The organism is Dehalococcoides mccartyi (assembly GCF_001889305.1).
GTDB classification, from domain to species: Bacteria; Chloroflexota; Dehalococcoidia; order Dehalococcoidales; family Dehalococcoidaceae; genus Dehalococcoides; species Dehalococcoides mccartyi_A.
The window spans coordinates 1,263,956-1,290,243 of sequence record NZ_CP013074.1 but is presented as its reverse complement, the minus strand read 5'-3'; the positions used below and the strand labels follow the sequence as shown (position 1 = coordinate 1,290,243).

Genomic DNA, 26,288 nt, shown 5'->3' with positions numbered 1-26,288 from the left:
AGTTGGTTTATTTTTATAAAACGAAAATTTAGGTTATAATGACAAATTATGGTTAATAAAAGAGATTATTACGAGGTACTGGGTATTGAACGCAGTGCTTCTGACGAAGATATAAAAAAAGCCTTCCGCAAGATGGCTATGAAGCATCATCCTGACCGTAATCACGAAGAGGGTGCTGCCGAAAAATTCAAAGAAGTAAATGAAGCCTACGAGGTTCTTTCCAATCCCGAAAAACGGGCGGCTTATGATCGGTTTGGGTTTAGTGCCGGAGCAGATGCTTTTGGACAGGGCGGCTTTGAAAACTTTGATTTTGGCGGTTTAGGCAGTATTTTTGAAACCTTTTTTGGCGGTGCTACTCAGGGTGCCAAACGTGGTCCCCGCCGCGGGCCTGACATGTCCTATGATATACAGATAAGTCTTGAGGAAGCCGCAACCGGTGTTGAAAAAGAAATTACTACCGAAAGACTTGAATATTGTACCGAGTGCAGCGGTACCGGTGCCAAAGCCGGCACTTCGCCTGTAAAATGTACTAATTGTAATGGTACAGGGCAGGTATATCAGGTGCAAAAGAGTGTTTTCGGGCGTTTCACCAGTGTAACTCCCTGTCCTAAATGCCGTGGCGAGGGTACTATAATCGGCGAACCCTGTGCTAAATGCCGGGGTACCGGTAAAGAATATGTCAAACGGACTGTTCAGGTAAAAATACCCGCCGGCGTGGCAGACGGAAACCAAATACGCCTTAATGGTTACGGTGGTGTAGGTGACAAGGGCGCTTCAGCAGGAGATGTGTATATAAACGTAAGCATTGCCGAGCATACGGATTTCAAACGTGACGGTGATGATGTTGTTTATGAACTTAAGATAAATTTTGCCCAAGCGGCTTTGGGCACTGAAGTAAATGTGCCGGGTCTTAATACGGAGCACAAGCTGAAAATACCCCCTGGCAGCCAAAATGGCAAATACTTTGTCCTGAAGGGCAAGGGTATTCCCCATTTGAATCGCTTTGGCAGCGGTGACGAGATGGTTCACCTGAACGTTGTTACCCCCGAGAAGCTTAGCCGCAAACAGAAGCAGCTCTTTGAAGAGTTGGAGAAGTCTTTTGCCGAGGATAAAAAGTAGCCGGATTTTAACTCTTAATCAGGGTTAAGTTCGGGTGTTTTGCGGGCTCTGCGTTTTCTGAACATTTTAAACAGGTTCCATTTTCGTCCTGCCAACTCATGGGTAGCTTGGGCATCCATAAGCTTTCTGGCGGCTTCCTTCGGGTCTGCATTATTGTAGAGCACATCATATATGTTTTCGGTTACCGGCATTTCCAAATCCATAGAACGGGCCAGTTCATAGGCTACCGCAGTAGTAGAAACACCCTCAGCTACATTACTCATACTGTACATAATGTCATTCAGACTGCGGCCTTTGGTTAGTTCCACCCCCACAAAATGGTTGCGGGAGAGATTGCTGGAACAGGTGGCAATCAGGTCACCCAGCCCGGCCAGACCCGAAAAAGTCAGGGGGTTAGCCCCCAAAGCCGCTCCCAATGCAGAAATCTCAGTAAGCCCGCGGGTAATCAGGGCACTCTTGGCGTTGTTGCCGAAATTCAGCCCGTCCACTATGCCTGCTCCCAGAGCTATAATGTTCTTAAGTGAGCCGCCTAGTTCCACCCCTATTATATCGGTATTGGTGTAGGCGCAGAAATTGTTGGCGGTTACCAGCTTGGCGGCTTTTTTAGCTGATTTTTCGGTATCTGCAGCCAGTACAGTCACAGCCGGTAGCCCCTTTAATATTTCCATAGCCAGGTTTGGGCCCGAAAGAACGCAGATATTTTTAGCAAAATCCGGGGAAATCTCATCGGCAATTACCTGACTCATACGTTTGGCAGTACCTATTTCCAGCCCCTTGGCGGCACTGCAGACCAGCATGTTTTTGGTCAGCAGGGGTGCAACCAGCTTTATATTGGGACGCATCCGCTGGGAAGGTACAGCCATCAGAATCATATCTGCACCTGTAATAGCATCTTCCAAATTGGCGGTTACGTTCATAAATTCAGGGAAACGGTAATCTTCCGGCAAAAAGTCAGCCGGGCGGCGTTGGGCAGAAAGAAGTGCGGCTTCGTCCTCGGTGCGTGCCCAGAGCATTACTTCACGCCCTTTATGGGCTATAACTGTACCCAGAGTAATACCCCAGGTAGTAGTGCCTATAATACAAACTTTAGACATGAAAAATCCAAGCTTTCTAATGCCGAATCGGTTTTAGCCAAGGGGTATTTAGCGGGCTTTTTCGTTGAGCTTGCGTTCTTTACCCGCCAACAGCCGTTTAATATTATCGCGGTGCATAATGGTGATGAGAAGTGACCCTATCACTGCGTATATTATATATTCGGTGGGAAATCCGCTGATAAGAGTAAGGGGCACCAGTAAAGCATACGCCCCGACTACCCCGGTTATTGAACCCAGGGAAGCAAAGCCGGAAAGCCCTGCGCCTATTATCAACACTTCGCCTCCGAATATGGCCGCTACCGGACACAAGGCAATCATGCCTCCGAAGAAAGTAGCCACACCGCGGCCGCCGCGGAATTTGAGGAATACCGGCCAGATATGACCGGCAACTGCCGCCAGCCCGGCCAGTACCTGGGCAAATAATATGGCCATGCCGTTGGTGCCGAAAGCCAGTGCTTCAGTACCGATAACCATTCCTGCAAAAGCTACAGCCGAAGCCCCTTTGATAACATCCAAAGCGGCCACCAGCAAAGCGGCTTTTCTGCCCATAGTACGCAGCACATTGGTAGCACCGGTGCGTCCGCTGCCGAAACTGCGGATATCTATTTTCGAACCGCGGTGGCTGACCAGATAGCCGAAGGGTATTGAACCAAGGATATAACTGACTATAACAACAAGCAGCAGCTTGACAATTAACATTTTTCACCTCGGGCTTTAAAAGTTAAACGGATAGGCGTACCGAAAAATCCGAAAGACTCTCTGAGCCTGTTTTCAATAAAACGTTCATAAGAAAAATGAACCAGTTTGGGATTGTTGACAAAAAATACGAAAGAAGGCGGATTGATTTCCGCTTGGGTAGCGTAAAAGATTTTCAGCTGGGTTTTTCCCTGACGGGGCGGAGTATGGGCGGAAAGAGCTTCGGTAACTACGCTATTTACCTTGGCGGTGGGGATACGCTTGCTGCGTTCTTCCTGTACCTTCAGAGCCATGGGGATAATAGTATCAACATCACGCCCTGTTTTGCCTGAAACAAACAATATCGGAGCGTAATCTAGAAACTTAAATCTACTCTGGATAGTTTGCGTCACTTCAGCTTTGTCCTGGCCTTTACCCAGATCCCATTTATTCAGGATAATTATAATACCTTTGGCGGTATCCCGGACATATCCGGCAATGTGAGTGTCCTGAGCGGTAACCAGTTCTTCAGTATCCATAACCAGCAGGACTACGTCTGCCCGGTCAACGGCTTTCAGGGCTCTGAGTACACTGTATTTTTCAACACCGCTTTCAACTTTGCCGCGGCGTCTTATCCCTGCAGTATCTATAAGTAACACATTAGTACCATTAAAGTCAAGGGGTGTGTCAATAGCATCCCTGGTAGTACCGGGTATATTGCTTACTATTGAGCGTTCCTGTCCCAGAAAGGTATTAAGCAGGGTGGATTTACCTACATTGGTCCTTCCGACAAGTGCCAGCTTTACTGAATTGTCCTCTTCGGGGCTGGCAATAGGCTGGTCAGGCAATTCTTCCAGTACCCGGTCCATCAGGTCTGAGATGCCGCTTCCATGGAAAGCGCTTATAACCGAAGGTTCGCCAAAACCCAAACTGTAAAATTCAGCGGCATCCTGTCCCATTTTCAGGTTGTCAGCCTTGTTGGCAACCAGTATTACCGGTTTACCGGTACGGCGGATAATATCTGCCATTTCGTAGTCAGATGTAACTAAACCTGTTTTTACATCTACTACCAGAAGTACCAGGTCAGCTTCTTTTATGGCCAGACTTATCTGGATATTCACCTGCTGGCCGATAACGCTTTCAATATCCGGGTCAAGCCCTCCGGTATCCACCATAATCAGCTTTCGGTCCAACCAGCTTACGGTAGTAAACAGGCGGTCACGGGTAGTACCGGGCAGGTCTTCAGTAATAGCCAGATTCTTATGGGCAAGGCGGTTAAGCAAAGTGGATTTACCCACGTTCTGCCGCCCCACAATTGCAATAATAGGGGTAGTATTATTCATATATTTTCACGGCAGCTTAGTGCCTGCCGCCTATCTCCAATCCACCCAGCATATCTCTTAAAACAGCTTTTTGGGCATGCAGCCGGTTTTCGGCCTGGTCAAAAATAACAGACTGGGGGCATTCCAGTATTTCACGGTCAACCTCTTCGCCGTAATGAGCCGGCAAAGGGTGCATAATGATGGCGTCTTTATCGGCCAGGGAAACCAGCTTCGCATTAACCTGAAAACCCGCAAAATCCTTAAGACGTTTTTCAGATTCAGCTTCCTGCCCCATACTGGTCCAGACATCTGTATAGATTACGTCAGCCCCGCGGAGGGCGGTCTTAAGGTCTGTTCCGCTGTATAGTTCAGCTCCGCTGTCTTCTGCGTAAGCTTTTGCCTTGGCAAATATGTTCTTGTCTACCAGATAACCTTCGGGTGAAGCCAAACGGCAGTTTATACCCGTCATGGCGCAGGCCAGCAAAAGGCTGTTGGCACAGTTATTGCCGTCACCTATATATGCCAGATTAAGTCCCTTGAGTTCGCCCTTTTTCTCGTAAATGGTCATGATATCCGCCAGCGCCTGGCAGGGGTGTTCCAAATCCGAAAGGGCATTGATGATGGGTATATCCGCATATTTTGCCAGCTGTACCAGAGTATCATGACTGAAGGTGCGGCAGGCGATAACATCTACAAAACGGGAAAGAACTCTGGCTACATCAGCAACGGGTTCGCGTTTGCCCAAGCCCACTTCCGCCGGTGAAAGATACAGTGCTTCCCCTCCCAGCTGTTTCATAGCCAGCTCAAAGCTGACACGGGTACGCAGGGACGGTTTTTCAAAGACCAGAGCCAAAGTTTTGCCTGAGAGGCTGTTATTCCAACCCCTGGCTTTAAGTTCAACGGCATCTGAAAGAAGACGCCCGATATCGTCAGGGGAAAGGTCTGAAATAGAGAGCAGATCCTTGGTGTTCACTTTTAGCCTCCGGCACATAATTACATTTAATTATAGCATTAAAGTACTTTTCTGGATACTTTAGCCGTCAGGGCTTAGAGTTGTTTGTAGGAATATTTATACAAACAACTGATATATGATATATTATTAGCATGGGTGTCTGGGAAATAATTGTAAAAAACGGTTGTATTTACCGTTAAAGTAACTGTCAGACTTTGGCTATGGGGTTACACTTGACACCCTGTTCACAAGGGGTATTATAATGTATCTATCACTTGCAGCAACTATGACAGAAGATAAGTTTATAATCCCCGTTGTTCATCTGCGGGACAAGTCTCAAGGACTTGCCCGTGAAATGTGCGTAAGAAGTGTCCGCTTATTTAATAAATGGCGGGTTCTTATTGTTATTCCGCTCCGTATAGTTATCCGATTGATATTGGTGGTTACCGAATATCCCAGGGAGATGGAAAAGACAAGCGTATCAGTTTGATACATTTTACACCTGTTTCAATTAGCTTTACTCAAGTATGCATGGAGGAAGTATGAGACTGCGTCAGTATGACCCGAAAGAATCACTGTCTTACCTGACAATCGTGTCAGAAATTTTGGGTGATTACAGCACCTTTCAGTCTCCTCAGGATATAATCCGCCGTTTCGGCGGTAAAAGCCTGACCGACATTACCGAAGCACCTGAAATCCGCTTGCCTGAGCTTACTCCTCCTTTGCCCATAGGTTATGAACAGAAGGTTTTTCAGTTTAAGGAATCCGGTGCTACCGGAGGCTCTTTTGATGTGGTTTTCAATAATGAAGGTCAGATGATAAACTTCCGTGCTCAGCTTTTTTTCGAAGGTATGCTGGCGGGAATGCGGGCGGCCTATTATAATCGCCTGAAACTGCGCACTTTAATAGAGCAGATGGCAGATACGGGAAATGTCAGCTTTGACAACCGTTCTTCACGTTATTACGGCTATTGCAATGAGCTTATGGTTACTTTCTGCCAGTTGTCTGATTTCGGGCTGACAAGCGTATCTACCTGGATTACCCAACGGGAAGAAACCTGTTTGCAGACTATGGCAGGTTATTCCGGGGTTAAGCTCCAGCCTAATTTTATCGGTGTTTAGCTCTGTGTCTTTCAAACGTGGTTTAACCGCCTTGTTGGCATTTATGCTGGTATGTACCGGGATTTTGACAGGCTGTGCTACCGGTTCTCCTGTTGATGATGTAAATCTGCCCGCTGTACAGAATATATCTGTTGCCGAAGCCAAAGCCCTTATAGACCAGAATTCCGGCTCTGCGGACTTTGTCATTCTGGATGTGCGTACCCCATCCGAATATGCCCAGGGGCATATTCTGGGTGCGGTAAATCTGGATTATTACGCTTCCTTTGAAAATTCGCTTTTCCTGCTGGATAAAAATAAAACTTACCTGGTTTACTGCCGTTCAGGCAACCGCTCTATATCTGCTGCCCAGCTTATGCTGGAGAACAGTTTTACCAGCATATATAACATGCAGGGTGGCATAAACGTCTGGATATCCGGCGGACTGCAGCTGGAAACCTAGCTCAGGCTTCTTCACAGTGGCTAAAATACCTGAACCTCTTTTGGTCTCATCTGCTATAATGTGTTTATGAATAAACCTGTAATAGTCCTCTTTGACGGTACTAATCTGGTCCACCGCGCGTATCATGTACTTCCTCCGCTTGCAATCCGCAAAACAGGTGAAGTAGTGGGTGCCGCTTTTGGTTTCGCCTCCATACTGATTAAAGTCTTAACAGACCTTAAACCGGATTGTTACGCCATATCCTTTGACAGAAAAGGCCCAACCTTCCGCCATGAAATGTTCAAAGATTACAAAGCCCAGCGTCCGCCTATGCCTGACGAACTGGTCAGCCAGCTGGGGCGGGTACGCCAGATTGTAGATGCTTTTAATATGCCGGTATACGAACAGAGCGGCTTTGAGGCTGATGATGTGCTGGGTACGCTGGCAACCAGAGCCGCTGCCGCAGGTATGGAGGTTATTATAGCCTCCGGAGACGCAGATTCCATGCAGCTGGTCGGGCCGGATATCCGCATTTTGTATCCCGGTCCGGCAGGTTCTTTTGCCAGCACCAGTTTGTATGACGAGGCGGCGGTAAGGGCAAAATACGGTTTGGGGCCGGAGCATATTGCAGATTACAAAGCCCTTATGGGTGACCCGTCTGACAATATCCCTGGAGTACCCGGCATAGGCCCGAAAACCGCCCAGAAACTTATAGAAGAGTATGGCGGCATAGAAGATATTTATAAAAATCTGGATAAAATAAGCCCGCCCGGTCTTCAGAAAAAGCTGGCAGACAATGCCGAAGTAGCCCGTGACAGTAAAATACTGACAACTATCGTGCGTGATTTGCCGCTTGATTTCAGTATTGAGGAATGCCGGGCAGAGCACTATAACCGCCAGAAAGTGGTAGACCTATTCCGCGAGCTGGAGTTTTTCAGGCTGATTGACCGCCTGCCGGGAGGGGAAAACCAGCTTCAGGGTACGCCGGATATGTTCGCTGCCGCTCCAAAGATTGAAACCCGCTATACGGTGGCAGACAGCCAAAATATAGACAGCATCGTTAAACGCCTGGCAAATGCCAAAGAGCTGGCGCTGGCGGTTTCGGGTACTCCCGAAGAAGCTATGGATGCCCGCCTGACGGCACTGGCACTTTCAAGTGCGGCGGGTGATGCTTGTTTTGTACCCGCTGAGTTTATCGGCAGTGCTTCAGAAGGGCAGATGTTTACCACCGAAGGGCATTCCGGCTTGGCAGCTCTGCTTGGTGATGAAAAAATATGTAAAACCGCCCATAACGCCAAGTACCTTATGAATTTGCTTTTATCTGCCGGGCAAGAAGTAAAAGGGCTGGATTTTGATACCATGATTGCCGCCCATCTGCTGGGTGAAAAAAATCTGGCTATCAAAGATCTTATCTTTGAGCATTTCGGCATAGAGATTGCGGATATTGAAAATATACTGACCCGAAACGGCAAAAAAACCATTTTCAGCGAGGTTCAGCTTTCAGAAGCAGCCCAGCTTGCGGCTGATTACACTTTCCGCCTCAAAGGTATCTTTGCCGCCCAGCTTGCCGAAACCAAGCTGATGGATTTATTTGCCAGGGTGGAAATGCCCCTTTTGCCCATTCTGCTGGGTATGGAACGCACCGGCATTATGCTGGATACAGATTTGCTGAAGGCTATGGCTGAAAAGACAGGCAGGCAGATATTTAAACTGGAAGAAGATATCTATGCCCAGGCAGGGCATAGCTTTAACATAGGTTCCCCCCAGCAGCTGGGGCGGATACTCTTTGACGAACTGAAACTGCCGGTTATCAAAAAGACCAAAACTGGCTATTCCACCGGGGCAGAGGTGCTTGAAGAGCTGAAGGGCAAGCACCGTATTGTAGACCTGATACTGGAATACCGTATGCTGGTAAAGCTGAAATCTACCTATCTGGATACCTTGCCGCGTATGGTAAACCCGCATACCCGGCGGCTGCATACCAGTTTCAACCAGACCCGTACAGCTACCGGCAGGTTATCTTCTTCCGAGCCTAATCTGCAAAACATACCTGTCAGGGGGGAAATGGGCAGGGAGATACGGCGGGCATTTATTGCGCCTCCGGGCACAGTGCTGCTGGCGGGAGATTATTCCCAAATAGACCTCAGGGTGCTGGCCCATCTTTCCCAAGACCCCGCCCTGATAGAGGCTTTCCAGAGTGACCAGGATATTCACACTGCGACCGCTGCCAGATTGCTGAATGTATCCCCGTCCAAAGTGACTAAAGAACAACGCCGCTTGGCTAAAACCGTAAATTTCGGGGTGATATACGGCATGAGCAGCTACGGGTTGGAACAGGCTACCGAGCTTTCGCTGGAAGAAGCTGACAAGTTTATAAAAGCCTATTTTGAAAAATATCCGCGGGTGGCTGTTTATTTCTCGGAGATTAAGCAGCAGGTGCGTACTCAGGGTTATGTGGAAACCCTGCTGGGCAGACGCCGCTATATACCGGAAATCAATTCACCCAACCGTATTTTGCGTGAATCAGCCGAGCGTATGGCTATCAATATGCCGGTACAGGGAACATCTGCTGACATTATCAAGCTGGCTATGGTCCGGCTGGACGAAAAGCTTAAGGAAGAAAAGCTGAAAAGCCGCCTGCTGCTTCAGGTGCATGATGAGCTTATATTTGAAGTACCCACAGCAGAGCTTGGGCGGATGAGTGATTTGCTTGTAGAAACCATGTCAGGTGCAGTTGCCTTTGAAATACCGCTCAAGGTTGAGCTTAAATCCGGGGCTAACTGGGGAGATATGGAGTAAAACCGGACTTGGCAAAACTGCGTGATTACCTGCCGTATCTGATACTGCTGGGTGTGTTTATCCTGCTGGCCTGGCTGGTATTTTTAAACCCGGTTTTAGCCGCGGATTCATCTATCTCAGGGTTTATTCAAGATATTTCACTGCCCGGTTTTGACGGATTTATGGAATTTATTTCCTGCCTGGGCAGTTTTCCGGTCTGGATTATTCCGCCGGGGGCGGCGGTAATCTGGCTGTGGTGCAAAGGCTACCGTTTACAGTCCGTAATCTGTGCGCTGGTGCCTGGCATTGCCGCTTTTGTGGTGTATATATTCAAATGGCTTATTGACCGCCCCCGTCCCGGCAGTCTGGAAGACGGCGGCACCAGTTTCCCCTCAGGCCATACCGCTTATGCTCTGGCCTGTTACGGGGTGATATTTTTTATCATACCCAAATTTATCCGCCGCCCTGTACTCAGGTTTATACTCCGGCTGCTTTGCCTTGTGCCGGTAGTCTTTATGGGTATTTCCAGAGTATATTTAAATGCCCACTGGCCAAGTGATGTGCTGGGGGCATACCTGCTTTCGGGGGCAGTGCTGGGAATAGGGCTGACCTATCTGAAGCACAAATTAACCAAAGGAGTAAATCATGCCTGAACTGCCTGAAGTGGAAACGGTAAAAAACGAAATAATGCCCCATTTGCTGGGCAAAAAGATAACCCGCATGGAAGCGTTGTGGGCAAAAACGCTCTGCCCGCCTGAAACCGAGTTTAACAAACTGGTCTCAGGTTTGCAGGTAACCGGGCTTAGCCGCCGCGGTAAGTATATTATCATCAGCTTAAGCGGCGGGCTGTTTATCAGTGTGCATTTGAAGATGAGCGGCGGGCTGACGGCAGTCAAGGCTGAGACTGAACAGTTTCCCCGTTTCACCAGAGCGGTCTTTCATTTGGAAAATGGAGAGCAGGTATACTTCACAGACATACGCAAATTCGGGCGGATAAACTTACTTACCAGTCTGGACACTATTCTGGAAAAACTGGGACCTGAACCTCTGGAAGAGGATTTTACCCCGGAGGTGCTTGGTAAGCGTCTTTCGGGGCGTAAAGGACCTATCAAGGCCGTTCTCCTTGACCAGAAGGTGCTGGCAGGGGTGGGCAATATGTATGCGGACGAAGCTTTGTTTAAAGCCTGTCTGAACCCGCTCCGCCCGGCTGACAGCCTGAGCGAAGCAGAGGTAACAAAACTCCATTCGGCAATCCAGTCAGTTTTACATAAAGCTATACAGAACAAGGGGGCAAGTGTCAGCACTTATCACCGTCCTGACGGCTCAAAGGGAGGCGCCCAGCTGGAGTTTAACGTTGCCCACCGCCGGGGTGAGGTTTGCCCTGAGTGTGGTGCACCTATAACCCGCCAGCTGATACGCCAACGGGCCTGCTACTTCTGTCCTCATTGCCAATCATAATACGCAAGCTTGTTTAAAAGCGGCTTTTGGTTGTATCAAATGGGCTCTTATGCTATATTATCTTCTTGTTTAGACACTGGGGGGGTCGCATAGTGGTCTAGTGCGGGCGCCTGCTAAGCGCTTGCCCCGGGAAACCGGGGTCGAGGGTTCGAATCCCTCCCCCTCCGCCACCAGTTTTCTGTATCCCCTGCTGTTTTTTCATCCTGTCTGTTTCAGCTCTGATGTGCAGTATGGGCATTTCTTGGCTTTCAAGGGTATGCGGGTAGCGCAGTAAGGGCAATCTTTGGTATCTGTTTGAGCAGGGGCGGCGGCATCTTTGCTTTTCTGGCGGGCGGCCAGCTGGTTCAGCGGCCTGACTATAAAAAAGAAAATAGCAGCAGCCAGTATCAGAAAGTTGATAAGCGCGTTAATAAATACCCCGTAGTTTATTGTTACTGCTCCGGCGGTTTGGGCAACCAGCAGTGATTCATATGGTCCGCTGGCGGCACCTTCTTTAAGAACTATAAACAGATTGCTGAAATCAACATTGCCTAATAGTAACCCGACAGGAGGCATTAAAACATCCTTTACCAGTGAGTTGACAATTGCCCCGAAGGCTGCACCTATTACTATACCTACCGCCAAATCCACTACATTGCCGCGCATAATGAATGTTTTAAATTCTTTAAACATATTTCCTCCCATCGTCCGGTTTGATAGCATACTAATACCGCCAGAGGTGCAAATACAAGACCCAAAAAGATAAAAGTACCGCCCAGTTTGCCTGAGTGGCATTGACAGACCGGTATGCCGGTTTATACACTACTTGAGATAACAGGTCTGTTTACCGGTATTCGGTTTAGAGGCAAACGGGAAGTGCCGCTCAGGCAAAAATACGGCCCGCAATGGCCATAAGGAGAATTTTATGACTGAAGGAAACACTACTCTGGACCAAAAATTATTCAGGGTATGGCTTGTACTACTTGGGGTAGCTTCCGTCTTATTCACTCTTATGGCTTTTTTTAAGCTGTTTACCGATGCGGATATTTCGGTAGGGATAGAATATTTGATAACCGGATTGGTATTGGGGACAAGTTTTTTTCTGGTTCTTAAAAATAACCTGAATGCCAGAGCGGCAGTAGGTTCTGCTCTGTTTTTTATGGGATATATTTTTTCAGTAGTCGGCTTGGCTTTCAACCCGTTTTTTTGGGGTTTGGGGATAATTGTATTCGCTGCCAGTTTGATTACGGCTTACCGCAACCGTATCTAGGCCAGACTCCTGTGATATTCTGTATGGATATTTATGATATTGCTTCGTATTAGGGTATAATCTATATTTAGTTTAATCTGGATGCGGAGATATTTTGCTTATGCCCGGTTACTATTTGTGGACTATTGGCTGTCAGATGAATCAGGCCGAATCCGAGCGCTTGGGCAGGCTTTTTGAGTTGTGGGGCTACTCCCCGGCAGATAAGGCTGAAGATGCCGAATTGGTACTGGTAAACAGTTGTGTTGTCCGCGAGCATGCCGAAAACAAGGTGATTAACCGTCTGCATCTGTTACGTAAACTGAAGGATAAAAATTCCCGCTTGAAAATAGCTCTGACTGGTTGCCTGGTGGGGCAGGATATCTCTTCCATTCGTAAAAAGTTTCCGTTTATAGATTATATTTTCGAACCGGGCAGTATACCTGATTGGCATGAAATTCCGCAAGGGTTTATTCTGCCGCTTAAGCCGCCGGTAAGTGCCAGCGTGACTATTATGCAGGGGTGCAATAATTTTTGTACTTACTGTGTTGTGCCTTACCGCCGCGGGCGGGAAAAAAGCCGTACCATAGCCGAAATTTACTGTGAAGCGGCCGAATTGGTCAGGAGGGGTAGCCGTGAGGTGGTGCTGCTGGGGCAGAATGTTGATTCCTACGGGCATGACCTGCCTGAAAAGCCCTGTCTGGCAGATTTGCTTCATGCCCTTCATGACATACCGGGTTTACTCCGGATACGTTTTTTAACCAGCCACCCCAAGGATATCAGCCAGAAACTTATAGATGCTATGGCCAACCTGCCCAAAGTATGCCACTCTCTGAGTTTACCGGTGCAGGCAGGCGCTGATACTATTCTGGCGGCTATGCGGCGGGGATATACCAGCGAACAGTACCGAGAACTGGTGGGGCGTCTGAAAACCGCCATGCCGGATATCAGCCTGCAGACAGATTTGATAGTGGGCTTCCCGTCTGAGACTGCGGAACAGTTTGACCAAAGCTATAAACTTATGTCAGATATCGGTTATGACGCTATCCATGTGGCTGCATATTCGCCCCGCCCCCAAACTGTAGCTGCCCGTGATATGGCGGATAATGTACCGGTTGCCGAGAAAAAACGCCGCCTGAAGCTTATAGAAGACTTGCAGAAAGAAACAGTTTCCAAAGCAAATGCTGCCCTTGTAGATACCTTTGCCGAGGTGCTGGTGGAGGGCAGGCAAAAGAATAAGTGGCAGGGACGCACTTTAGGTGGTAAACTGGTATTTCTGGAAAGCGACCAGCCGCTTGAAGGATGTCTCATAAGTGTAAAGATATTTAAAGCCAGCCCCTGGTCTTTGCAGGCAAAGCTGGTAAATATACTGGAAAGTTAAAGGAGAAAATATGGATCAGCAGACTATTACGATGTTTGTTTTACTGGCACTTTTCTTTGGTATGTTCTATTTTCTTATCATCAGGCCGCAGCGCCAGCGCCAGAAGGATCATGCCAATCTTATGTCTTCACTGGTAAAGGGGGATGGCGTTATTACCATAGGCGGTATTCACGGAGTGATAGAATCTGTAGCTGAAGACAGTGTAATTATCAAAGTGGAATCAGGCACTCTGCTCAAGGTTTCCAGAGGTGCTATCGGCTACAAGAAAACCCCCGAAGATAAAAAGTAAAATCCCCAGGACGGGAATATTTTGAGTTCCAGCTACGACTATATAATTATTGGCAGCGGTATTGCCGGTTTATATACCGCTTTGCTGGCGCGCGGGCGGGGAAGTGTTTTGCTGGTCACCAAGGGCAAGATACAAGACTGCAATACCCGCCATGCTCAGGGCGGCATAGCCGCCGCCATCGGCCCGGATGATTCTCCACGTTTGCATTTTGAAGATACCCTGATAGCCGGAGATGGTTTGTGTGACCGTGAGATGGTGCGCTTGCTGGCTGAAGAAGCCCCCCAGCGTATCGCCGAGCTAGTTTATCTGGGAGTGCCTTTTGATAGTGTAAACGGCGAAATATCTCTTACGCTGGAAGCTGCCCACAGCCGCCCCCGTATCCTTCATGCCGGGGGAGACGCCACCGGTAAACACATTGAAATTACCCTGAACAACTGGGTGCGCACTACCCAGATTGAGGTTTTGGAAGATACTCTGGCCAAAGAGCTGATTGTGGAAAACGGCCGTATCAAGGGTGTGGCAACACTGGATACCAATACCGGTGCCATACAGCACTACCAGTGCCGTTTTGTAATACTGGCAACCGGTGGTGCAGGACAGCTTTTCAGCTTTACCACCAACCCGGAGGTTGCCACCGCAGATGGGGTAGCTTTGGCTTTTCGGGCAGGGGCAGAAATAAAGGACATGGAGTTTTACCAGTTTCACCCTACTGCCATTCACCTGCCTGGGGTTGCCCCGTTTCTTATTTCCGAGGCAGTCAGAGGTGAAGGCGGAATTTTACGGAATATAGAAGGCAAACGTTTTATGCCAGAATATTCCTCCCAGTCCGAACTTGCCCCAAGAGATGTGGTAGCCCGCAGTATTCACCTTGAAATGCTTAAAACCAAATCTGACCACGTTTATCTGGATGTAACTCACCTGCCTTCCCACAAAGTAAGCAGCCGCTTCCCCCAGATATACCGTTTTTGTCTGGACCATGGACTGGATATTACCCGTGAGGCTATACCTGTTTCCCCGGCTGCCCATTACATGATAGGCGGGGTAAAGGTGAATAGCTGGGGAGAAACCAATATCAAGGGGCTTTTTGCCTGCGGCGAAGTAGCTTGCACCGGTGTTCACGGGGCAAACCGGTTGGCTTCAAATTCGCTTTTGGAAGTATTGGTTTTCGGGAGGCGGATTATAGAATACAGTGCAGGTGAAAACCAGCCTGAAATGCTGGCACCTATTCCCCAATTGACCAAACGCCTGCTGGGGTGGGGGAAATATGTACGCAATCTGCCTGAACCTTCAATACCGGCACTCCAGGAGCTTCTCTGGGAAGACTCTGGTATAATAAGAAGCTATGCCGGTTTGGCGAAAGCTCAGGAGATTCTTTCAGGCTGGCAATACAGTCTGGGTGACGTTTCCAATCGCAAAGGAATAGAGCTGGCAAACCTTATTCTGGCTGGAAGGCTTATGGTAGAATCAGCCCTGCTCAGACAGGAGAGCCGCGGAGCGCATTACCGTACAGATTTTCCCGACCACCAGCCCGAGTGGGAAAAACATATAGTCTTTATTAAGGAGGATTAACATGTCCCAGTCTCAAATTGAGAAAATTATTGACAATGCCTGTGACGAAGATTTTGCCCGGGGTGATGTTACCACTGAAACACTTATCCCGTCTTCTTTAGCAGGGCGGGCTATTATAATTGCCAAACAAGATGGAATAATGGCAGGAGCTGAAGTAGCCAAGATTGTGTTTGTAAAACATGATCCCACCATGGAAATTGAAATACTGGTAGAAGACGGCAAGAAGGTAAAAGCCGGAGATGTTGTCATGGTGCTTAACGGCAGAGTGATAAACATACTAAAGTGTGAGCGTACCGCTCTGAATTTCCTTACCCACCTGAGCGGTATTGCCTCTCTGACCGCAAAATACATATCCAAGGTGGAAGGTTTGAATGTATCTCTGGCAGATACCCGTAAGACTATACCCGGTATGCGTATACTGGAAAAATATGCCGTGTATGCCGCAGGCGGCAAAAGTAACAGGCCTGATTTGGCTTGCGGAGTACTTATAAAGGACAATCACCTGATGGCTTTGTCTGCTAAGGGTATCGGTATCAAAGAAGCTATTGAGAAAGCAAAAACCAATAAAAGCAAATTGCCGGTGACTGTAGAAGTAAATACACTGGAACAGGTAGCCCAGGCCGTGGAGGGTGCGCCGAACTCTATCTTGCTGGACAATATGAGCGTTGCAGATATGAAAAAAGCGGTTGATATCATACCGGAGAGCATTAAAATAGAAGCTTCGGGCAATATTACACTGGATAATATACGCGAAGTGGCTATGACCGGGGTAGATGTTATTTCAGTGGGGGCTTTGACTCATTCTGCTCCAGCGCTGGATTTCAGTTTGGAATTTCCCATTCAACAGCAGGCAAATGAATAATAGCTTAGATTAGCGCTTAAAAAGAATACGGGGTACAGAATTCCCAAGTGCCGGTTTACGGTGAGGCTTTCAGCTGGGGGTGGTCTTCTGGTTTTATGACATGACAGAATATATCCACCAGCTCCGGGTCAAACTGAGAGCCGGCACAACGTTTTAGTTCGGCGATAGCTTGCTCAGTATGAAGTTGCGTACGGTAGGGGCGTGGCGAGGTAACTGCATCATAGGCGTCTGCAATGCTGAGTATCCTGGCTTCCAGAGGTATGTTCTCTCCCTTGAGTCCAAACGGATACCCGCTGCCGTCAAAGTGTTCGTGGTGATGGAGTATAGCCGGCAAACAGTTCACCAAATCCATTATCCGTTTTAATATTTCCACACCCAGTTCGGGGTGAGTCTTGATAGGTTCCCATTCCTCGTCATCCAATGCAGACGGCTTAGTCAGGATATGGTCCGGCACACCTATTTTACCAATGTCATGCAACAGGCCTGCCGCCCGTATGTTTTCCACTTTTTCCTCAGACAGTTTTAATATCTCTGCTAGTGCCACTGCATATTCACTAACCTTGCGCGAATGCCCGTAGGTATAGTGGTCTTTGGCATCAACTGTAGCTGCCAGAGCATAGATAATAGACATGGCTTTGGGGCGGGCTTCCAGCTCAGAGCTGATTACCTGAGTGGGGTTGTTATTAAGGTCAGCGGGAAGGCTGGTGCGGTTTCGTCCGGTCTCTTTTGAACGGTACAGAGCAGCATCGGCTTTGGCTATAATCTCCTCTTTCATTACCCCGTCATTGGGCCAGTTAGCCATACCCAAAGAAGCGGTTATGGGCATATCACGGAAAGAAGATTTGGATTCAATATTTTTGCGGATACGTTCAGCTACATGGTAAGCGTCTTCAATCTTGGTGCCGGGCAGCATGATGGCAAATTCCTCGCCGCCGTATCGGAAAGCCATATCAATAGAACGGATGGAGTTTTCCAGTATTTTACCCAGCCTGCGGAGCAGTTGGTCACCTGCCAGATGGCCGTATACGTCATTGTAGACCTTAAACAGGTCAAGGTCCAGCAGTATCAAGGAGAAGGTGTTGCCAAAGCGTGAACCGCGGGCAATTTCCTGTTCTATGCGTTCATGGAAGTGGCGGTGATTGTAGAGGCGGGTAAGCTCATCGGTATTGGCGCGGATAGTAGCCTGAGTATAGAGCTGGGCATTTTCTATTATGATACCGGCCTGATTGGCCACACTTATCAGCAGGTCTAAATCTTCGGTGGAGTATATGCCTCCCCGTTTTTTATTTCCCAGTCCGATAATGCCTATCAGCTTTTCACGGCTTTTAATGGGGTACAGCAGCCCCATTTCTGATTTCTGAAGTTGTTCTTTCTCTATCTGCCACAGGCCTTTCAGTTCAGGCAGGCTGTCCAGTTTATTCAGGTAGAGCTGGGCATTGTTTTTATCCAGCCAGGCAATGACAGGGTTATCCGAAGCTAGTTTAAACTGGGTTTTAAGGTGCTCGTCTGCGGGGTGAATATATTGCAGTGAAAATTCACCGCTGGCAACATCCGGGAAAAGCAAAGCGGTTTTATTTACATTTAGAGATTTGGCCAAGTCAGGCAGCAGTGATTTTGCCAATTCTTCCAGATTAAGAATATTGCCCATCTTGCGTGAAAAGCCCATAAGTGCCAGACGGGATTCATAGGTTTCCTGGTAAAACAGCTGGTCTATGCGTTTTTCGATAAATGCTCTTAAAGGACGGGCTGTCATAGCCAGTATCAGTACAATCAGGGTTGCCATAAGGATAATAGTGGATATTTCTTCCGCCGGGAATATCCGCGTAGCTATAAACAAAGCACCTGCGTATATGGCTATCATGGAAAAGAACAGAAGCACGTAAGTAAGGGTTTTGCGGGCTATTAGTTTGATGTCAATCAAACGGTATTGGGTAATGGCGTAAACAATAATTCCCGCATTTATAAAGTTACCCACATGATCAAGAGGGAGCCCGTAGATTTTGGGGTTGCTACTTAAATTGGTATAACTTGAGAGTACTACGATTACCCATCCCAATACCAGGTACAGGGTGCGGTTGCGTTCAGCCGGGTCTGTAGACTGGCGGTATTTCTGCACCAGATGGTAAATAATTACCCCAATGAATAATAAAGCAAATATAAAAACGGCATAAAATATAGGGGTTATTGTGTGGTAAACAACATTGTCCTCTATATAAGCGGATGTAACCAGCCGCCCGGTGAGGTTAAAGAAAATATCCAGCGCCAGTGCTAGGTAGCCTATTATCAGAAAAAGTTTGCCTCTGCGGTTGGTATAGGCGCGGATGAACTGGTAGTACATAAGCATGGCGGCAAACAGAGCGATATTCAGCAGGGTGTGCCAGAAAAGGGTTTGTTCCGGCGGGGCGTCAATATGGAGCATGAAAGAGGTGAAACTCCAGAAAGCGGCTGCGCCTAAGAAAACAGAGAAAACTCTGGTGATAGGCTGCCGTTTTGAAAGCAGAACGACGGCCAGCAGCACTATATATGCAATACTGGTTACAAGCGGTACCAGAGCCCAGATAGTCACGAAAATGCCTCTTTATTACCCGTAATATCCGGGTGCATAGTCAAGAATTAAGCTTGTATTGAGCCATTATGAAGTACAAGTAGGTTGTTGTCAAATACGGACAACTGATAAAACAAAGGGACGGTAGCTTTGGCTACCGCCCCTTTGTGGCTGATATTGTTTACTTTTCGGTTTAAACGCTTACAGGCTCTCCCTGTTTCACAGTTACTTTAGCTGTAGTACGCAGCATAAATTCCAAATCTTCGGCCGAAGGATTAAGATGAGGCGGCTTTAGATTGCCCAAATCTGCGCCTGCATTTTGCTGGCGGATTTTATACAGTTTAAAGGCGCCTTTGGGCAGGAAAGTTACATCCAGCGGCATCAGGCCTATGAAAGACTCAAGGTCTGCATAGCCGGGGTGCACATTTTTCAATTCTTCGTGAATAGCCGCAATCACCTGTTCCTTGTCTTGGGTAGTGTTGTCTTTGGGTTCAATATACAGGTGCAGGCGGGGTGTATTGTTTACCCTTTCTTTGCAGGCTACCCAATCCACATATTCCACGTGGCTGTCTTCAATAGCCTGCCAGATGCCCTTTTCGGAAAGGCGGGTAAAACCGGCAATATCAATCTGGTCATCCACTCTGGTCAGATAAATCATCTGGGGGATATCTATATCCAAAGCTTCATTGCGCAGAGATGTTATCTGTACCAGATGTCCTAAGCGATAACGGACAAAGGGGCCTCCATGGAAGCTGGTTATGACCACTTCGTAGTTGCCGGGTTTCAGTTCGTTCATCAGCAGGGTTTTGGGCTGGTAATTGGTATCACGCCAGCTTTTTATTGCTTCTTCTTCAGGTATAAACTCGAAGAACTGCATATAAGGGACAAAGGTCATGCTGGAATAGTCCCATGTTTGGGTAGCTATTAAAAATGCCTCGGTGCAGCCGTGGAAATCCAGCGGATAGCGTCCCCATTGCTCCTTGATTTTCTCACGGTAAACACTGCCGTCAATGCCGTAGGTCATCAGCCCTTTAACTTTCCAAAGGTCTTTGGGAAGCATGGGGCGTCCGGCCAATTTGGCTTTGATTTTACCTTTTGCCAGCCTCAGCATGGCTTTGGGATTGGAGAGGAGGAATTTCATGCTTATTTTGCCGCTGCTCTGGCTGAAACGGTTACCCATGGCTACAGTTACACTGGACATGGACAGACAGTAATCCAATCCTTCCGAAAGGGCCATCTGGAAACCTTTCTTTATGCGGTCTTCAAAGGGGATTCTTTCGGCCTCTTCCACTTTGGGCAGGAAATTAAACTTTTCATGGGGGAAACAGCGGGCAATAGTCCCTGTAGCATAAGGCGGCGGTGCCATGCCGTAGAGTACCGCATCATTGGGGCGGATATTTATATCTTTTCGTTTTTTACAGCTGCTGAAAAGAGCCATTGCCCATACCAGTGACTCTACTTCATCCATCTGGCGGGCGGTTACCGGAGCCCAGCGATGGGCATATTCACCGTTTTTGCCGGAGGTATACTGCCAGAGAATAGGTCTTTTGGGAAGTATATCCATGCGCCTTTTAGTCAGGAAAGGAGCATAATCTGCATAAGTGGTCAGAGGTACGCTTCGCCTCAGTTCCTCCGAATTGGTCGGTGTTGCCCCGTTGAAGATATGCTTGCCCAGTTCGCATTTCTTAAGAAGCTCCAACTGTTCCTGAAGGAGTCTTTCCTGTATCTTCATAAAGTCTTCAATGCTCAGGTCAATAAATCCACAACAACGGTCCCAGATTTCCTCCAGTTTACCCTGTACGAATAATTCACCAAGCTGGGTCATTTTACTTCTCCTTGTATAGTATTTGAAAAATTACGCTGTTTTATATAAGCCGCAATGCTTTTGCGGTTGGGTATCAGCATGGGGGTAGTTTTTTGGTATTGGGCATAGCCCGGGAACATTTTTCCGAATACCCAGCGGTCCTGTACGTATACCAATGCTATATCCAAAAGGCTCCAGATAATGGCCGCCCACAGGGCAAAGTCAGTACCCGCACCCAATGCCATACCGGCCATCGCCAGTACAAACCAGGGTACGCCGGGGTGGCGTACCAGGGCATAAAACCCACTGGTAATCAGTTTGTCTCCCACTCCGGTTTTGACATAAGTTTTACCGAAGGGCAGATTTATAAAGAGGGAATAAAGAAAGAAATATATGCCGACTGCAAATATCGCCCAACCGGCGGCATTTAGCCAGGCGGGCAAGGATAATGGATTCCCGTTGAAGCAGACCATGAAACCCGAATAAACCAGCAGAGCCGAACCCGAAAGCCAGAGTATGGGTTTAAGGAGCGGCAGCTTTTTCAAGGCCACAAAGTCAAAGATATGTACCAGAGAAAAACCGACTGCGCCGATAAATACATAAAACATGTTCTAAATATGGCAGACAGAAAATACACTTGGAAGGTTTTAAATACTAGAACAATGTTCTATTAAAGCTGAGGGGAAAAAAGAAAAGCCCTCTTCGTCTGAAGAGGGCTTTAAAAAGGCTTTTAAAAACCTGTTTTAGATTATTTCCACTTGAGTTTTACTTCACCGCCGGGGGTTTCATCTTTGCTGCCGGCACCGCCCAGTTTGCTCAGGGCTTCAAGGTCGCTCATGGCGGAAGATCCTTTGCCCAGTTCCAATCCGTAGCCTACAAAGAAATCCACGAAACTCTTGAGGAGTTTCTTGGTATCTTCCTGGAAGGAGACCAGTTCTTCTTTGCTGGCGGACTTGTTGGATTTTTCAAGCAGTTTCTTGACATCCTGCTTAAGGGCTTCAAACTCCTGGTTGGAGATTCCGTTTTCCTTGCGGTTTTCACCGCCAAGCTGAGAGTCAATAAGGTAATTCAGAAAATCCGCCTGGCTCAGGTCGCCGCGGTTTTCATCAATCCGCCTTACCAGCTCCGCCGGTACAATCAGCATTCGTTTGTCAGACATGGTATCTCCTTTTACTGCCCCAGTAAGTTAGGCTTCGTCCTGTTCATTATCTTTAAGGTCCAGTGTGTCTAATATATTATCAATACTGCGCAAAAGTTCAAGCCCCTTGGCAGTCACCCTGTAGGTAACAGAAGGGTTGCCAAGCTGTACACGGTCAATAAGCTCCCTGTCCAGCATGAAGTTCAAATATTTCTGAAGCTGGAAATAAGACATATTGACGCTGTACATGATCTCAGTCTTGCCGGCTTCACCCAGCCTGAGCATGTCAGCGATAATCTCTATACTAGAACGTCTGCGGTCTAATCTCATAACCCTTTTGACCCATTACTATCTACTACGGAGTTACTATTATACTATGCCATGCAAGCCGAATATAACCCCCTAATTTCAAATATTTTTAAAAATATTTTCAGGAGGGGTTTTCCAGTATTTTCAAAGCTTCTTCCATGTCTGGCGGAAGGGGGGAGGTGAATTCCACGGTCTGTCCGTTTGAAGGGAGTGTAAAGCTAAGACGGTGGGCATGCAAAAACTGTCTTTTTAACCAAGTCTCTTTTTGTCCGTAAACCGCATCACCTGCTACAGGGTGTCCGATAGCTGCAAAATGGACACGTATCTGGTGAGTGCGGCCGGTTTCAAGTTTAACCTCAAGCAGGCTGTATCCTTGAATATAACGCAGCACTTTATAACCGGTGCGGGCATGCCTTCCGTTAGATACCACCGCAATTTTCTGGCGGTTTTGGGGGTCACGCCCCAGAGGGGCTTCGATAAATCCCTCGGCAGGATGCAGTTCCCCTTTCACCAATGTCAGATAGTACTTGCGTACTGTTCGTTCTTTAAACTGGGCAGACAGATTAGCCAGCGTTTCGCGGTTTTTTGCTACCAATAGCAACCCTGAGGTATCTTTATCCAGACGATGGACTATTCCGGGACGAAGTGGGTCGTCAAAGTCTTCCATTTCAGGTTCAAGTGCCAGCACTCCGTTTATCAGGGTATGGTCAGGGTGCCCCGGGGCAGGGTGAACGGTCAGCCCTGGCGGTTTATTTATAAGCAGCAGGTCCTTGTCCTGGAAGATTATCTCCAGGGGTATGTCTTCGGCTTTGAGTTCGGGCGGGGTTTCGGGAGGTATTTCTATAGTTATAGTGTCACCGTTTTTAAGTTTCAGGCTGGGTTTGGCGGTTTTCCCGTTTACCTGTACATGGCCTGAGTCTATCAGTGCCTGTATAAAGCTGCGGGAAAGGTCAGTTTCCTTTTGGGCTATGTATTTATCCAGCCGTTCACCGTCAGATTCGGCAACCAGTTTACGCGTTTTCACTGGCATCTCCTCCCGAATTGGAAGATGTAAGGTATAAAAGCACCAGCCAGATAACGCCTACTGTCAGACACGAATCAGCGATATTGAAAGTAGGGAAATCCCCTGCCTGTATAAAATCAGTAACATAACCCAGCCGCACCCGGTCAATCAGGTTACCTATTGTACCTGCCAGAATAATTCCTAAAGCAGCTAAACCGGGGCGGGTATCTAAAAATGGCAGCTTTTTCCTGATAAAAAAAGCTGCCATGACCAGTATTACTCCCAGGCAACTGGCGGCAATAAGCCACTCTATATGTCCCCGGAAAATACTGAAGGCCGCACCGGTGTTATGCACGTGGACAATCTGGAAAAAACTATTTTCCGGTATGGCTGTGCCTGTGGTAAGGTTAGCGGTGATAATAAATTTGCTAAACTGGTCAGCCAGAATGCCGCAAGCGGCGCTGACAAAAAACACAAATCCCCTGGTCATTAACCCCCAACCTTTTTAAACCTGATTTAGTAAGACTTGGCTGCTTTGGACTTGCACTGCATACACAGTCTGGCCTGCGGCAAAGCTTCAAGTCTGGCAGGGTCTATAGGCTCTTTGCACATTTCACAGAGGCCGTAAACACCCCGGTCATATTTATCCAGTGCATACTCAGTTTCGGCAATCTGGTCAAGCAGTTTCTTTTCCATAGCCAGCCCGTTTTCAAGCTCGGCTGTTTCGGTTGCTTCTTCCTCACGTTTGCCAAAAGGACTTCCTTCACGCCGGTCTTCAGCCACGCGTAAAGCACGCATTTGTTCAAGCTGGTCGGTCAGCCTTTTAAGGTCTGCTTCCAGCCGTGAGCGATATATCGGGCTTAATCCACTATTTTTCTTTGCCACTATCGGGTCCTCCTGGTTGCTATGATACCTTCGGGTATGTTTCGGTACTGTGCCGGCTTGCCGAAAATTCCGAATGAAAAACCGGGCTATGGTTTTTTAACTCAGTATTCGGGAAGAAGCCTGGTTGAAATCTGCCTGTCCTTCTCCCGTATGCGTAACAAACAAACTACCCAAATAGGATTTTGTGTGTCCCCTAATAACAACAAAGCCAAAACAGGAGGTGTTTCGCTTTATGTTTTCAGTGTAGTCTATAAAACCCAAATAAGCAAGATAAAATATTATTGCTTAGCTTTAAAGGAAATGTTGTGTTCTGTTGTCTCCAAGCCTTATAATCTTGGGCGTATGGCTGAACTTAATTTAAATGTAGATATCGCCCCGTATAACGCCCGCCAGCTTAGGCTTGCCAATCCTGTTATGGTGGCTTCGGGTACGTTTGGCTATGGTGATGAGTACCCCCACCTTTTTGACCGCAATCGTCTGGGTGCCATTGTCTGCAAAGCCACTACCCTGAAACCGAGGGAAGGAAATCCCCAGCCGCGCATAGCAGAAACTCCAAATGGCATGCTTAATTCCATCGGGCTGCAAAACATGGGGGTGGAGGCGGTTATCCGGGAAAAGGCGCCCCAGTGGTACACCTGGAATGTGCCTGTAATAGTAAATATTGCCGCTGAGAGTATTGAAGATTACGCTGAGCTTGCACGGCGGCTGGATAAAGTTCCCGGTGTAAGTGGTATAGAAGTAAATATCAGCTGCCCAAACGTCAAGTGCGGCTGTATAGAGTTCGGTTCTTCACCCGAATCTGCCGCCAGGGTGACTGATGCAGTCAGGAATGCTACCACTTTGCCCCTGATAATAAAGCTTACCCCAAATACCAGCAGTATTAGCGAATTGGCAAGGGCAGTGGCAGATGCCGGGGCTGATGCTATTTCGCTTATAAATACCCTGCGGGGTATGCGTATAGATATTAAAAAACGGCGTCCCATACTGGGTAACCATACCGGCGGGCTTTCAGGTCCGGCTATAAAACCGGTGGCTGTTAGTATGGTCTATCAGGTATCCGGTGCGGTAAATGTGCCTGTTATCGGCGGCGGCGGTATTATGACTGCCGAAGATGCGCTTGAATTTATAATGGCCGGGGCAACCGCTGTTCAGATAGGCACAGCCAACTTGGTCAACCCGCGTGCCCCTATAGAGGTGCTTGAGGGTCTGGAAGCTTATGCCAGAGCCGAGGGGCTGAAAAGCATACGGGAAATAGTGGGCATAGCCAGAAGCTAGGTTATTTTTCTGCCAGCATCTGGCCCAGTTCATAAGCCTTCTTGAGGGTATCAGACTGGGTCTGGATAGCACCCAGATTGTCCACTCCGCTTACCAGCAGTTCGTATGAATATTTTACGTTCAATACCGCAAAAAAAGACCTCATGGTAGCTCTGGCACCTTCAAAAACATCACTCTTTTTCATACCGCCTGCAGCCATAAACATGCCCTTGCGTTCACGGTCGTCACCCAGGGGCGGGGTTTTCAGCTTGTACTTGCGTGCCCAGAGTGACTGGCAGCGGTCTATCATAACCTTAAGCTGTGAGCTTACACCCATAAAGTGAATAGGGCTGGATACTATTATTCTGTCAGACTTTTCCATCTGGCTGATTACTTCGTCCATATCATCGCGGTAGCGGCACTCACCGGTATAAAAACAGTCGTCACAGGCAGGGCAGTGGCCGATGGTCAGGTCTGATAAGTAAATAATATGGGTTTCCGCCCCTTTGTCTTTGGCCCCTCTGATAGCTTCGTGCAGCAGGGTATCACTGTTGCCGCCCAAACGGGGGCTGCCGGATAAACCCAGTACTCTCATTCCAGTATCTCCCGTATATGTTTCATGGCTATATCCTGGTGAGACTTCATAACTGCTTCGGCCACAACTTCGTGGTGGTCATAGCCCAGCAGGTGAAGCACCCCATGAATCAGTAAAAAGGCTATTTCATAATTGACACTGTGACCGGCGGCACTTGCCTGAATTTCTGCCTGGGGGTAAGAGATTATTACCTCTCCCAGATGGATATTTTCGTCAGGCGGGGTGGGAAAATCATCAGATGCGGTCAGATTCTCAGGGTTTTCCTCCAGCATATAAAACGAAAGCACATCTGTAGGCTCGTCAAGCTCTCGGTATTTGAAATTTAAATCTTTTATTTCTTCCTGACCGGTAATAACTATACCCAGCTCCGAATTCGTGTCTGCGGCTTGGGTTTTAAGGGTTTCGGAAGCTATCTTTTTCAGAAATTGGGAAGATACCAGTTTTTTGAAAGGCGGTTTAACTATAACGTTTATTTCCATATGCCTAAATAAT

General features: G+C 47.8%; 28 protein-coding genes and 1 tRNA gene. 14 read left to right on the top strand and 15 right to left on the bottom strand.

What is annotated here, in order from left to right; all coding sequences use genetic code 11:
- Positions 1 to 48: 48 nt before the first annotated feature.
- A complete protein-coding gene (gene dnaJ / locus ASJ33_RS07135) occupies positions 49 to 1,119 on the top strand; it encodes a molecular chaperone DnaJ (protein ID WP_041331312.1) in 1,071 nt (356 codons plus the stop codon).
- A gap of 14 nt (positions 1,120 to 1,133) precedes the next feature.
- On the opposite strand, the gene ASJ33_RS07130 is transcribed toward dnaJ, so the two are convergent.
- Genes ASJ33_RS07130 through argF form a run of 4 tightly spaced genes read right to left on the bottom strand, consistent with a single transcriptional unit; the run spans position 1,134 to position 5,183 of the window.
- Positions 1,134 to 2,213: an NAD(P)H-dependent glycerol-3-phosphate dehydrogenase gene (locus ASJ33_RS07130; protein WP_041331310.1), complete on the bottom strand. Its 1,080-nt coding sequence runs from the start codon at positions 2,211 to 2,213 to the stop codon at positions 1,134 to 1,136.
- A gap of 48 nt (positions 2,214 to 2,261) precedes the next feature.
- Complete coding sequence (gene plsY, locus ASJ33_RS07125) at positions 2,262 to 2,912, bottom strand: glycerol-3-phosphate 1-O-acyltransferase PlsY (RefSeq protein WP_041331308.1); 651 nt, start codon at positions 2,910 to 2,912, stop codon at positions 2,262 to 2,264.
- Positions 2,906 to 4,231 (bottom strand): ribosome biogenesis GTPase Der, encoded by a 1,326-nt coding sequence (der, locus tag ASJ33_RS07120; RefSeq protein ID WP_041331306.1) that lies wholly within the window; start codon positions 4,229 to 4,231, stop codon positions 2,906 to 2,908. Before der ends, plsY begins: the two co-directional genes overlap by 7 nt.
- A gap of 16 nt (positions 4,232 to 4,247) precedes the next feature.
- Positions 4,248 to 5,183 (bottom strand): ornithine carbamoyltransferase, encoded by a 936-nt coding sequence (gene argF / locus ASJ33_RS07115; protein ID WP_041331304.1) that lies wholly within the window; start codon positions 5,181 to 5,183, stop codon positions 4,248 to 4,250.
- 241 nt (positions 5,184 to 5,424) lie between these two features.
- Here argF and ASJ33_RS07110 point away from each other — a divergent pair, with 241 nt between their 5' ends.
- The 7 genes from ASJ33_RS07110 to ASJ33_RS07080 all read left to right on the top strand — a co-directional run bounded on the left by ASJ33_RS07110 (position 5,425) and on the right by ASJ33_RS07080 (position 11,107).
- Positions 5,425 to 5,652 carry a hypothetical protein gene (locus ASJ33_RS07110; protein ID WP_023652699.1) on the top strand — a complete coding sequence of 76 codons (228 nt, stop codon included), beginning with the start codon at positions 5,425 to 5,427 and terminating at the stop codon, positions 5,650 to 5,652.
- A 52-nt stretch (positions 5,653 to 5,704) separates the two neighbouring features.
- Positions 5,705 to 6,283, top strand: a complete 579-nt coding sequence (locus ASJ33_RS07105; RefSeq protein WP_023652698.1) for a hypothetical protein — start codon at positions 5,705 to 5,707, stop codon at positions 6,281 to 6,283.
- Positions 6,284 to 6,287: 4 nt separating this feature from the next.
- A complete protein-coding gene (locus tag ASJ33_RS07100) occupies positions 6,288 to 6,722 on the top strand; it encodes a rhodanese-like domain-containing protein (RefSeq protein ID WP_023652697.1) in 435 nt (144 codons plus the stop codon).
- Between the two features lie 66 nt (positions 6,723 to 6,788).
- A complete protein-coding gene (polA, locus tag ASJ33_RS07095; RefSeq protein ID WP_041331302.1) occupies positions 6,789 to 9,500 on the top strand; it encodes a DNA polymerase I in 2,712 nt (903 codons plus the stop codon).
- Between the two features lie 8 nt (positions 9,501 to 9,508).
- Positions 9,509 to 10,132 (top strand): phosphatase PAP2 family protein, encoded by a 624-nt coding sequence (locus tag ASJ33_RS07090; RefSeq protein WP_041331300.1) that lies wholly within the window; start codon positions 9,509 to 9,511, stop codon positions 10,130 to 10,132.
- The gene (gene mutM / locus ASJ33_RS07085; protein ID WP_041331298.1) at positions 10,125 to 10,937 is read left to right on the top strand and encodes a DNA-formamidopyrimidine glycosylase; all 813 of its coding nucleotides are present in this window, start codon (positions 10,125 to 10,127) and stop codon (positions 10,935 to 10,937) included. Before ASJ33_RS07090 ends, mutM begins: the two co-directional genes overlap by 8 nt.
- Before the next feature lie 78 nt (positions 10,938 to 11,015).
- A tRNA-Ser gene (locus tag ASJ33_RS07080) sits at positions 11,016 to 11,107 on the top strand.
- Between the two features lie 28 nt (positions 11,108 to 11,135).
- Here the strand turns inward: ASJ33_RS07080 and mscL are convergent.
- Positions 11,136 to 11,609 (bottom strand): large conductance mechanosensitive channel protein MscL, encoded by a 474-nt coding sequence (gene mscL / locus ASJ33_RS07075; protein WP_023652693.1) that lies wholly within the window; start codon positions 11,607 to 11,609, stop codon positions 11,136 to 11,138.
- Positions 11,610 to 11,841: 232 nt separating this feature from the next.
- Here mscL and ASJ33_RS07070 point away from each other — a divergent pair, with 232 nt between their 5' ends.
- From ASJ33_RS07070 to nadC, 5 genes are all read left to right on the top strand, one after another.
- On the top strand, positions 11,842 to 12,186 hold the full coding sequence (locus ASJ33_RS07070; RefSeq protein WP_023652692.1) for a hypothetical protein: 345 nt from the start codon (positions 11,842 to 11,844) through the stop codon (positions 12,184 to 12,186).
- A 100-nt stretch (positions 12,187 to 12,286) separates the two neighbouring features.
- A complete protein-coding gene (gene miaB, locus ASJ33_RS07065; RefSeq protein WP_023652691.1) occupies positions 12,287 to 13,543 on the top strand; it encodes a tRNA (N6-isopentenyl adenosine(37)-C2)-methylthiotransferase MiaB in 1,257 nt (418 codons plus the stop codon).
- Between the two features lie 10 nt (positions 13,544 to 13,553).
- A complete protein-coding gene (gene yajC / locus ASJ33_RS07060) occupies positions 13,554 to 13,832 on the top strand; it encodes a preprotein translocase subunit YajC (RefSeq protein WP_023652690.1) in 279 nt (92 codons plus the stop codon).
- A 21-nt stretch (positions 13,833 to 13,853) separates the two neighbouring features.
- Positions 13,854 to 15,401 (top strand): L-aspartate oxidase, encoded by a 1,548-nt coding sequence (gene nadB / locus ASJ33_RS07055; protein WP_023652689.1) that lies wholly within the window; start codon positions 13,854 to 13,856, stop codon positions 15,399 to 15,401.
- Position 15,402: 1 nt separating this feature from the next.
- A complete protein-coding gene (nadC, locus tag ASJ33_RS07050; protein WP_012882421.1) occupies positions 15,403 to 16,263 on the top strand; it encodes a carboxylating nicotinate-nucleotide diphosphorylase in 861 nt (286 codons plus the stop codon).
- 55 nt (positions 16,264 to 16,318) lie between these two features.
- Here nadC and ASJ33_RS07045 read toward each other — a convergent pair whose 3' ends face one another.
- The 8 genes from ASJ33_RS07045 to ASJ33_RS07010 form a co-directional block, all read right to left on the bottom strand.
- Positions 16,319 to 18,829, bottom strand: a complete 2,511-nt coding sequence (locus tag ASJ33_RS07045) for a diguanylate cyclase (RefSeq protein ID WP_072555787.1) — start codon at positions 18,827 to 18,829, stop codon at positions 16,319 to 16,321.
- A gap of 172 nt (positions 18,830 to 19,001) precedes the next feature.
- Entirely contained in the window at positions 19,002 to 20,633 is a 1,632-nt protein-coding gene (locus tag ASJ33_RS07040; protein ID WP_041331294.1) for a GH3 family domain-containing protein, read from the bottom strand.
- Positions 20,630 to 21,220, bottom strand: coding sequence for a methyltransferase family protein (locus ASJ33_RS07035; protein WP_041331292.1), 591 nt, complete (start codon positions 21,218 to 21,220; stop codon positions 20,630 to 20,632). Before ASJ33_RS07035 ends, ASJ33_RS07040 begins: the two co-directional genes overlap by 4 nt.
- Before the next feature lie 140 nt (positions 21,221 to 21,360).
- Positions 21,361 to 21,771, bottom strand: a complete 411-nt coding sequence (locus ASJ33_RS07030) for a hypothetical protein (RefSeq protein WP_023652684.1) — start codon at positions 21,769 to 21,771, stop codon at positions 21,361 to 21,363.
- Positions 21,772 to 21,798: 27 nt separating this feature from the next.
- Complete coding sequence (locus ASJ33_RS07025; RefSeq protein WP_010937064.1) at positions 21,799 to 22,080, bottom strand: winged helix-turn-helix domain-containing protein; 282 nt, start codon at positions 22,078 to 22,080, stop codon at positions 21,799 to 21,801.
- Between the two features lie 100 nt (positions 22,081 to 22,180).
- The gene (locus tag ASJ33_RS07020) at positions 22,181 to 23,083 is read right to left on the bottom strand and encodes an RluA family pseudouridine synthase (RefSeq protein ID WP_023652683.1); all 903 of its coding nucleotides are present in this window, start codon (positions 23,081 to 23,083) and stop codon (positions 22,181 to 22,183) included.
- The gene (gene lspA / locus ASJ33_RS07015; RefSeq protein WP_023652682.1) at positions 23,070 to 23,552 is read right to left on the bottom strand and encodes a signal peptidase II; all 483 of its coding nucleotides are present in this window, start codon (positions 23,550 to 23,552) and stop codon (positions 23,070 to 23,072) included. Before lspA ends, ASJ33_RS07020 begins: the two co-directional genes overlap by 14 nt.
- A gap of 26 nt (positions 23,553 to 23,578) precedes the next feature.
- Positions 23,579 to 23,947 (bottom strand): TraR/DksA family transcriptional regulator, encoded by a 369-nt coding sequence (locus tag ASJ33_RS07010; RefSeq protein WP_012882414.1) that lies wholly within the window; start codon positions 23,945 to 23,947, stop codon positions 23,579 to 23,581.
- A gap of 300 nt (positions 23,948 to 24,247) precedes the next feature.
- On the opposite strand from ASJ33_RS07010, the gene ASJ33_RS07005 reads away from it, so the two are divergent.
- Entirely contained in the window at positions 24,248 to 25,222 is a 975-nt protein-coding gene (locus ASJ33_RS07005; protein ID WP_041331811.1) for a dihydroorotate dehydrogenase, read from the top strand.
- A 1-nt stretch (position 25,223) separates the two neighbouring features.
- On the opposite strand, the gene ASJ33_RS07000 is transcribed toward ASJ33_RS07005, so the two are convergent.
- Complete coding sequence (locus ASJ33_RS07000) at positions 25,224 to 25,796, bottom strand: flavodoxin family protein (RefSeq protein ID WP_023652680.1); 573 nt, start codon at positions 25,794 to 25,796, stop codon at positions 25,224 to 25,226.
- The gene (gene ybeY / locus ASJ33_RS06995; protein WP_041331288.1) at positions 25,793 to 26,275 is read right to left on the bottom strand and encodes an rRNA maturation RNase YbeY; all 483 of its coding nucleotides are present in this window, start codon (positions 26,273 to 26,275) and stop codon (positions 25,793 to 25,795) included. Before ybeY ends, ASJ33_RS07000 begins: the two co-directional genes overlap by 4 nt.
- Positions 26,276 to 26,288: the final 13 nt, after the last annotated feature.

Excerpts from the sequence above, each read along its gene's own strand:
- yajC (WP_023652690.1), top strand. The coding sequence starts at position 13,554 with ATGGATCAGCAGACTATTACGATGTTTGTTTTACTGGCACTTTTCTTT.
- ASJ33_RS07025 (WP_010937064.1), bottom strand. The coding sequence starts at position 22,080 with ATGAGATTAGACCGCAGACGTTCTAGTATAGAGATTATCGCTGACATG.
- dnaJ (WP_041331312.1), top strand. The coding sequence starts at position 49 with ATGGTTAATAAAAGAGATTATTACGAGGTACTGGGTATTGAACGCAGT.
- ASJ33_RS07000 (WP_023652680.1), bottom strand. The coding sequence starts at position 25,796 with ATGAGAGTACTGGGTTTATCCGGCAGCCCCCGTTTGGGCGGCAACAGT.
- plsY (WP_041331308.1), bottom strand. The coding sequence starts at position 2,912 with ATGTTAATTGTCAAGCTGCTGCTTGTTGTTATAGTCAGTTATATCCTT.
- miaB (WP_023652691.1), top strand. The coding sequence starts at position 12,287 with ATGCCCGGTTACTATTTGTGGACTATTGGCTGTCAGATGAATCAGGCC.
- polA (WP_041331302.1), top strand. The coding sequence starts at position 6,789 with ATGAATAAACCTGTAATAGTCCTCTTTGACGGTACTAATCTGGTCCAC.
- ASJ33_RS07070 (WP_023652692.1), top strand. The coding sequence starts at position 11,842 with ATGACTGAAGGAAACACTACTCTGGACCAAAAATTATTCAGGGTATGG.
- nadC (WP_012882421.1), top strand. The coding sequence starts at position 15,403 with ATGTCCCAGTCTCAAATTGAGAAAATTATTGACAATGCCTGTGACGAA.
- ASJ33_RS07035 (WP_041331292.1), bottom strand. The coding sequence starts at position 21,220 with ATGTTTTATGTATTTATCGGCGCAGTCGGTTTTTCTCTGGTACATATC.
- ASJ33_RS07030 (WP_023652684.1), bottom strand. The coding sequence starts at position 21,771 with ATGTCTGACAAACGAATGCTGATTGTACCGGCGGAGCTGGTAAGGCGG.
- mscL (WP_023652693.1), bottom strand. The coding sequence starts at position 11,609 with ATGTTTAAAGAATTTAAAACATTCATTATGCGCGGCAATGTAGTGGAT.
- ASJ33_RS07110 (WP_023652699.1), top strand. The coding sequence starts at position 5,425 with ATGTATCTATCACTTGCAGCAACTATGACAGAAGATAAGTTTATAATC.
- mutM (WP_041331298.1), top strand. The coding sequence starts at position 10,125 with ATGCCTGAACTGCCTGAAGTGGAAACGGTAAAAAACGAAATAATGCCC.
- ASJ33_RS07105 (WP_023652698.1), top strand. The coding sequence starts at position 5,705 with ATGAGACTGCGTCAGTATGACCCGAAAGAATCACTGTCTTACCTGACA.
- ASJ33_RS07130 (WP_041331310.1), bottom strand. The coding sequence starts at position 2,213 with ATGTCTAAAGTTTGTATTATAGGCACTACTACCTGGGGTATTACTCTG.
- ybeY (WP_041331288.1), bottom strand. The coding sequence starts at position 26,275 with ATGGAAATAAACGTTATAGTTAAACCGCCTTTCAAAAAACTGGTATCT.
- ASJ33_RS07040 (WP_041331294.1), bottom strand. The coding sequence starts at position 20,633 with ATGACCCAGCTTGGTGAATTATTCGTACAGGGTAAACTGGAGGAAATC.
- ASJ33_RS07005 (WP_041331811.1), top strand. The coding sequence starts at position 24,248 with ATGTTGTGTTCTGTTGTCTCCAAGCCTTATAATCTTGGGCGTATGGCT.
- lspA (WP_023652682.1), bottom strand. The coding sequence starts at position 23,552 with ATGACCAGGGGATTTGTGTTTTTTGTCAGCGCCGCTTGCGGCATTCTG.
- der (WP_041331306.1), bottom strand. The coding sequence starts at position 4,231 with ATGAATAATACTACCCCTATTATTGCAATTGTGGGGCGGCAGAACGTG.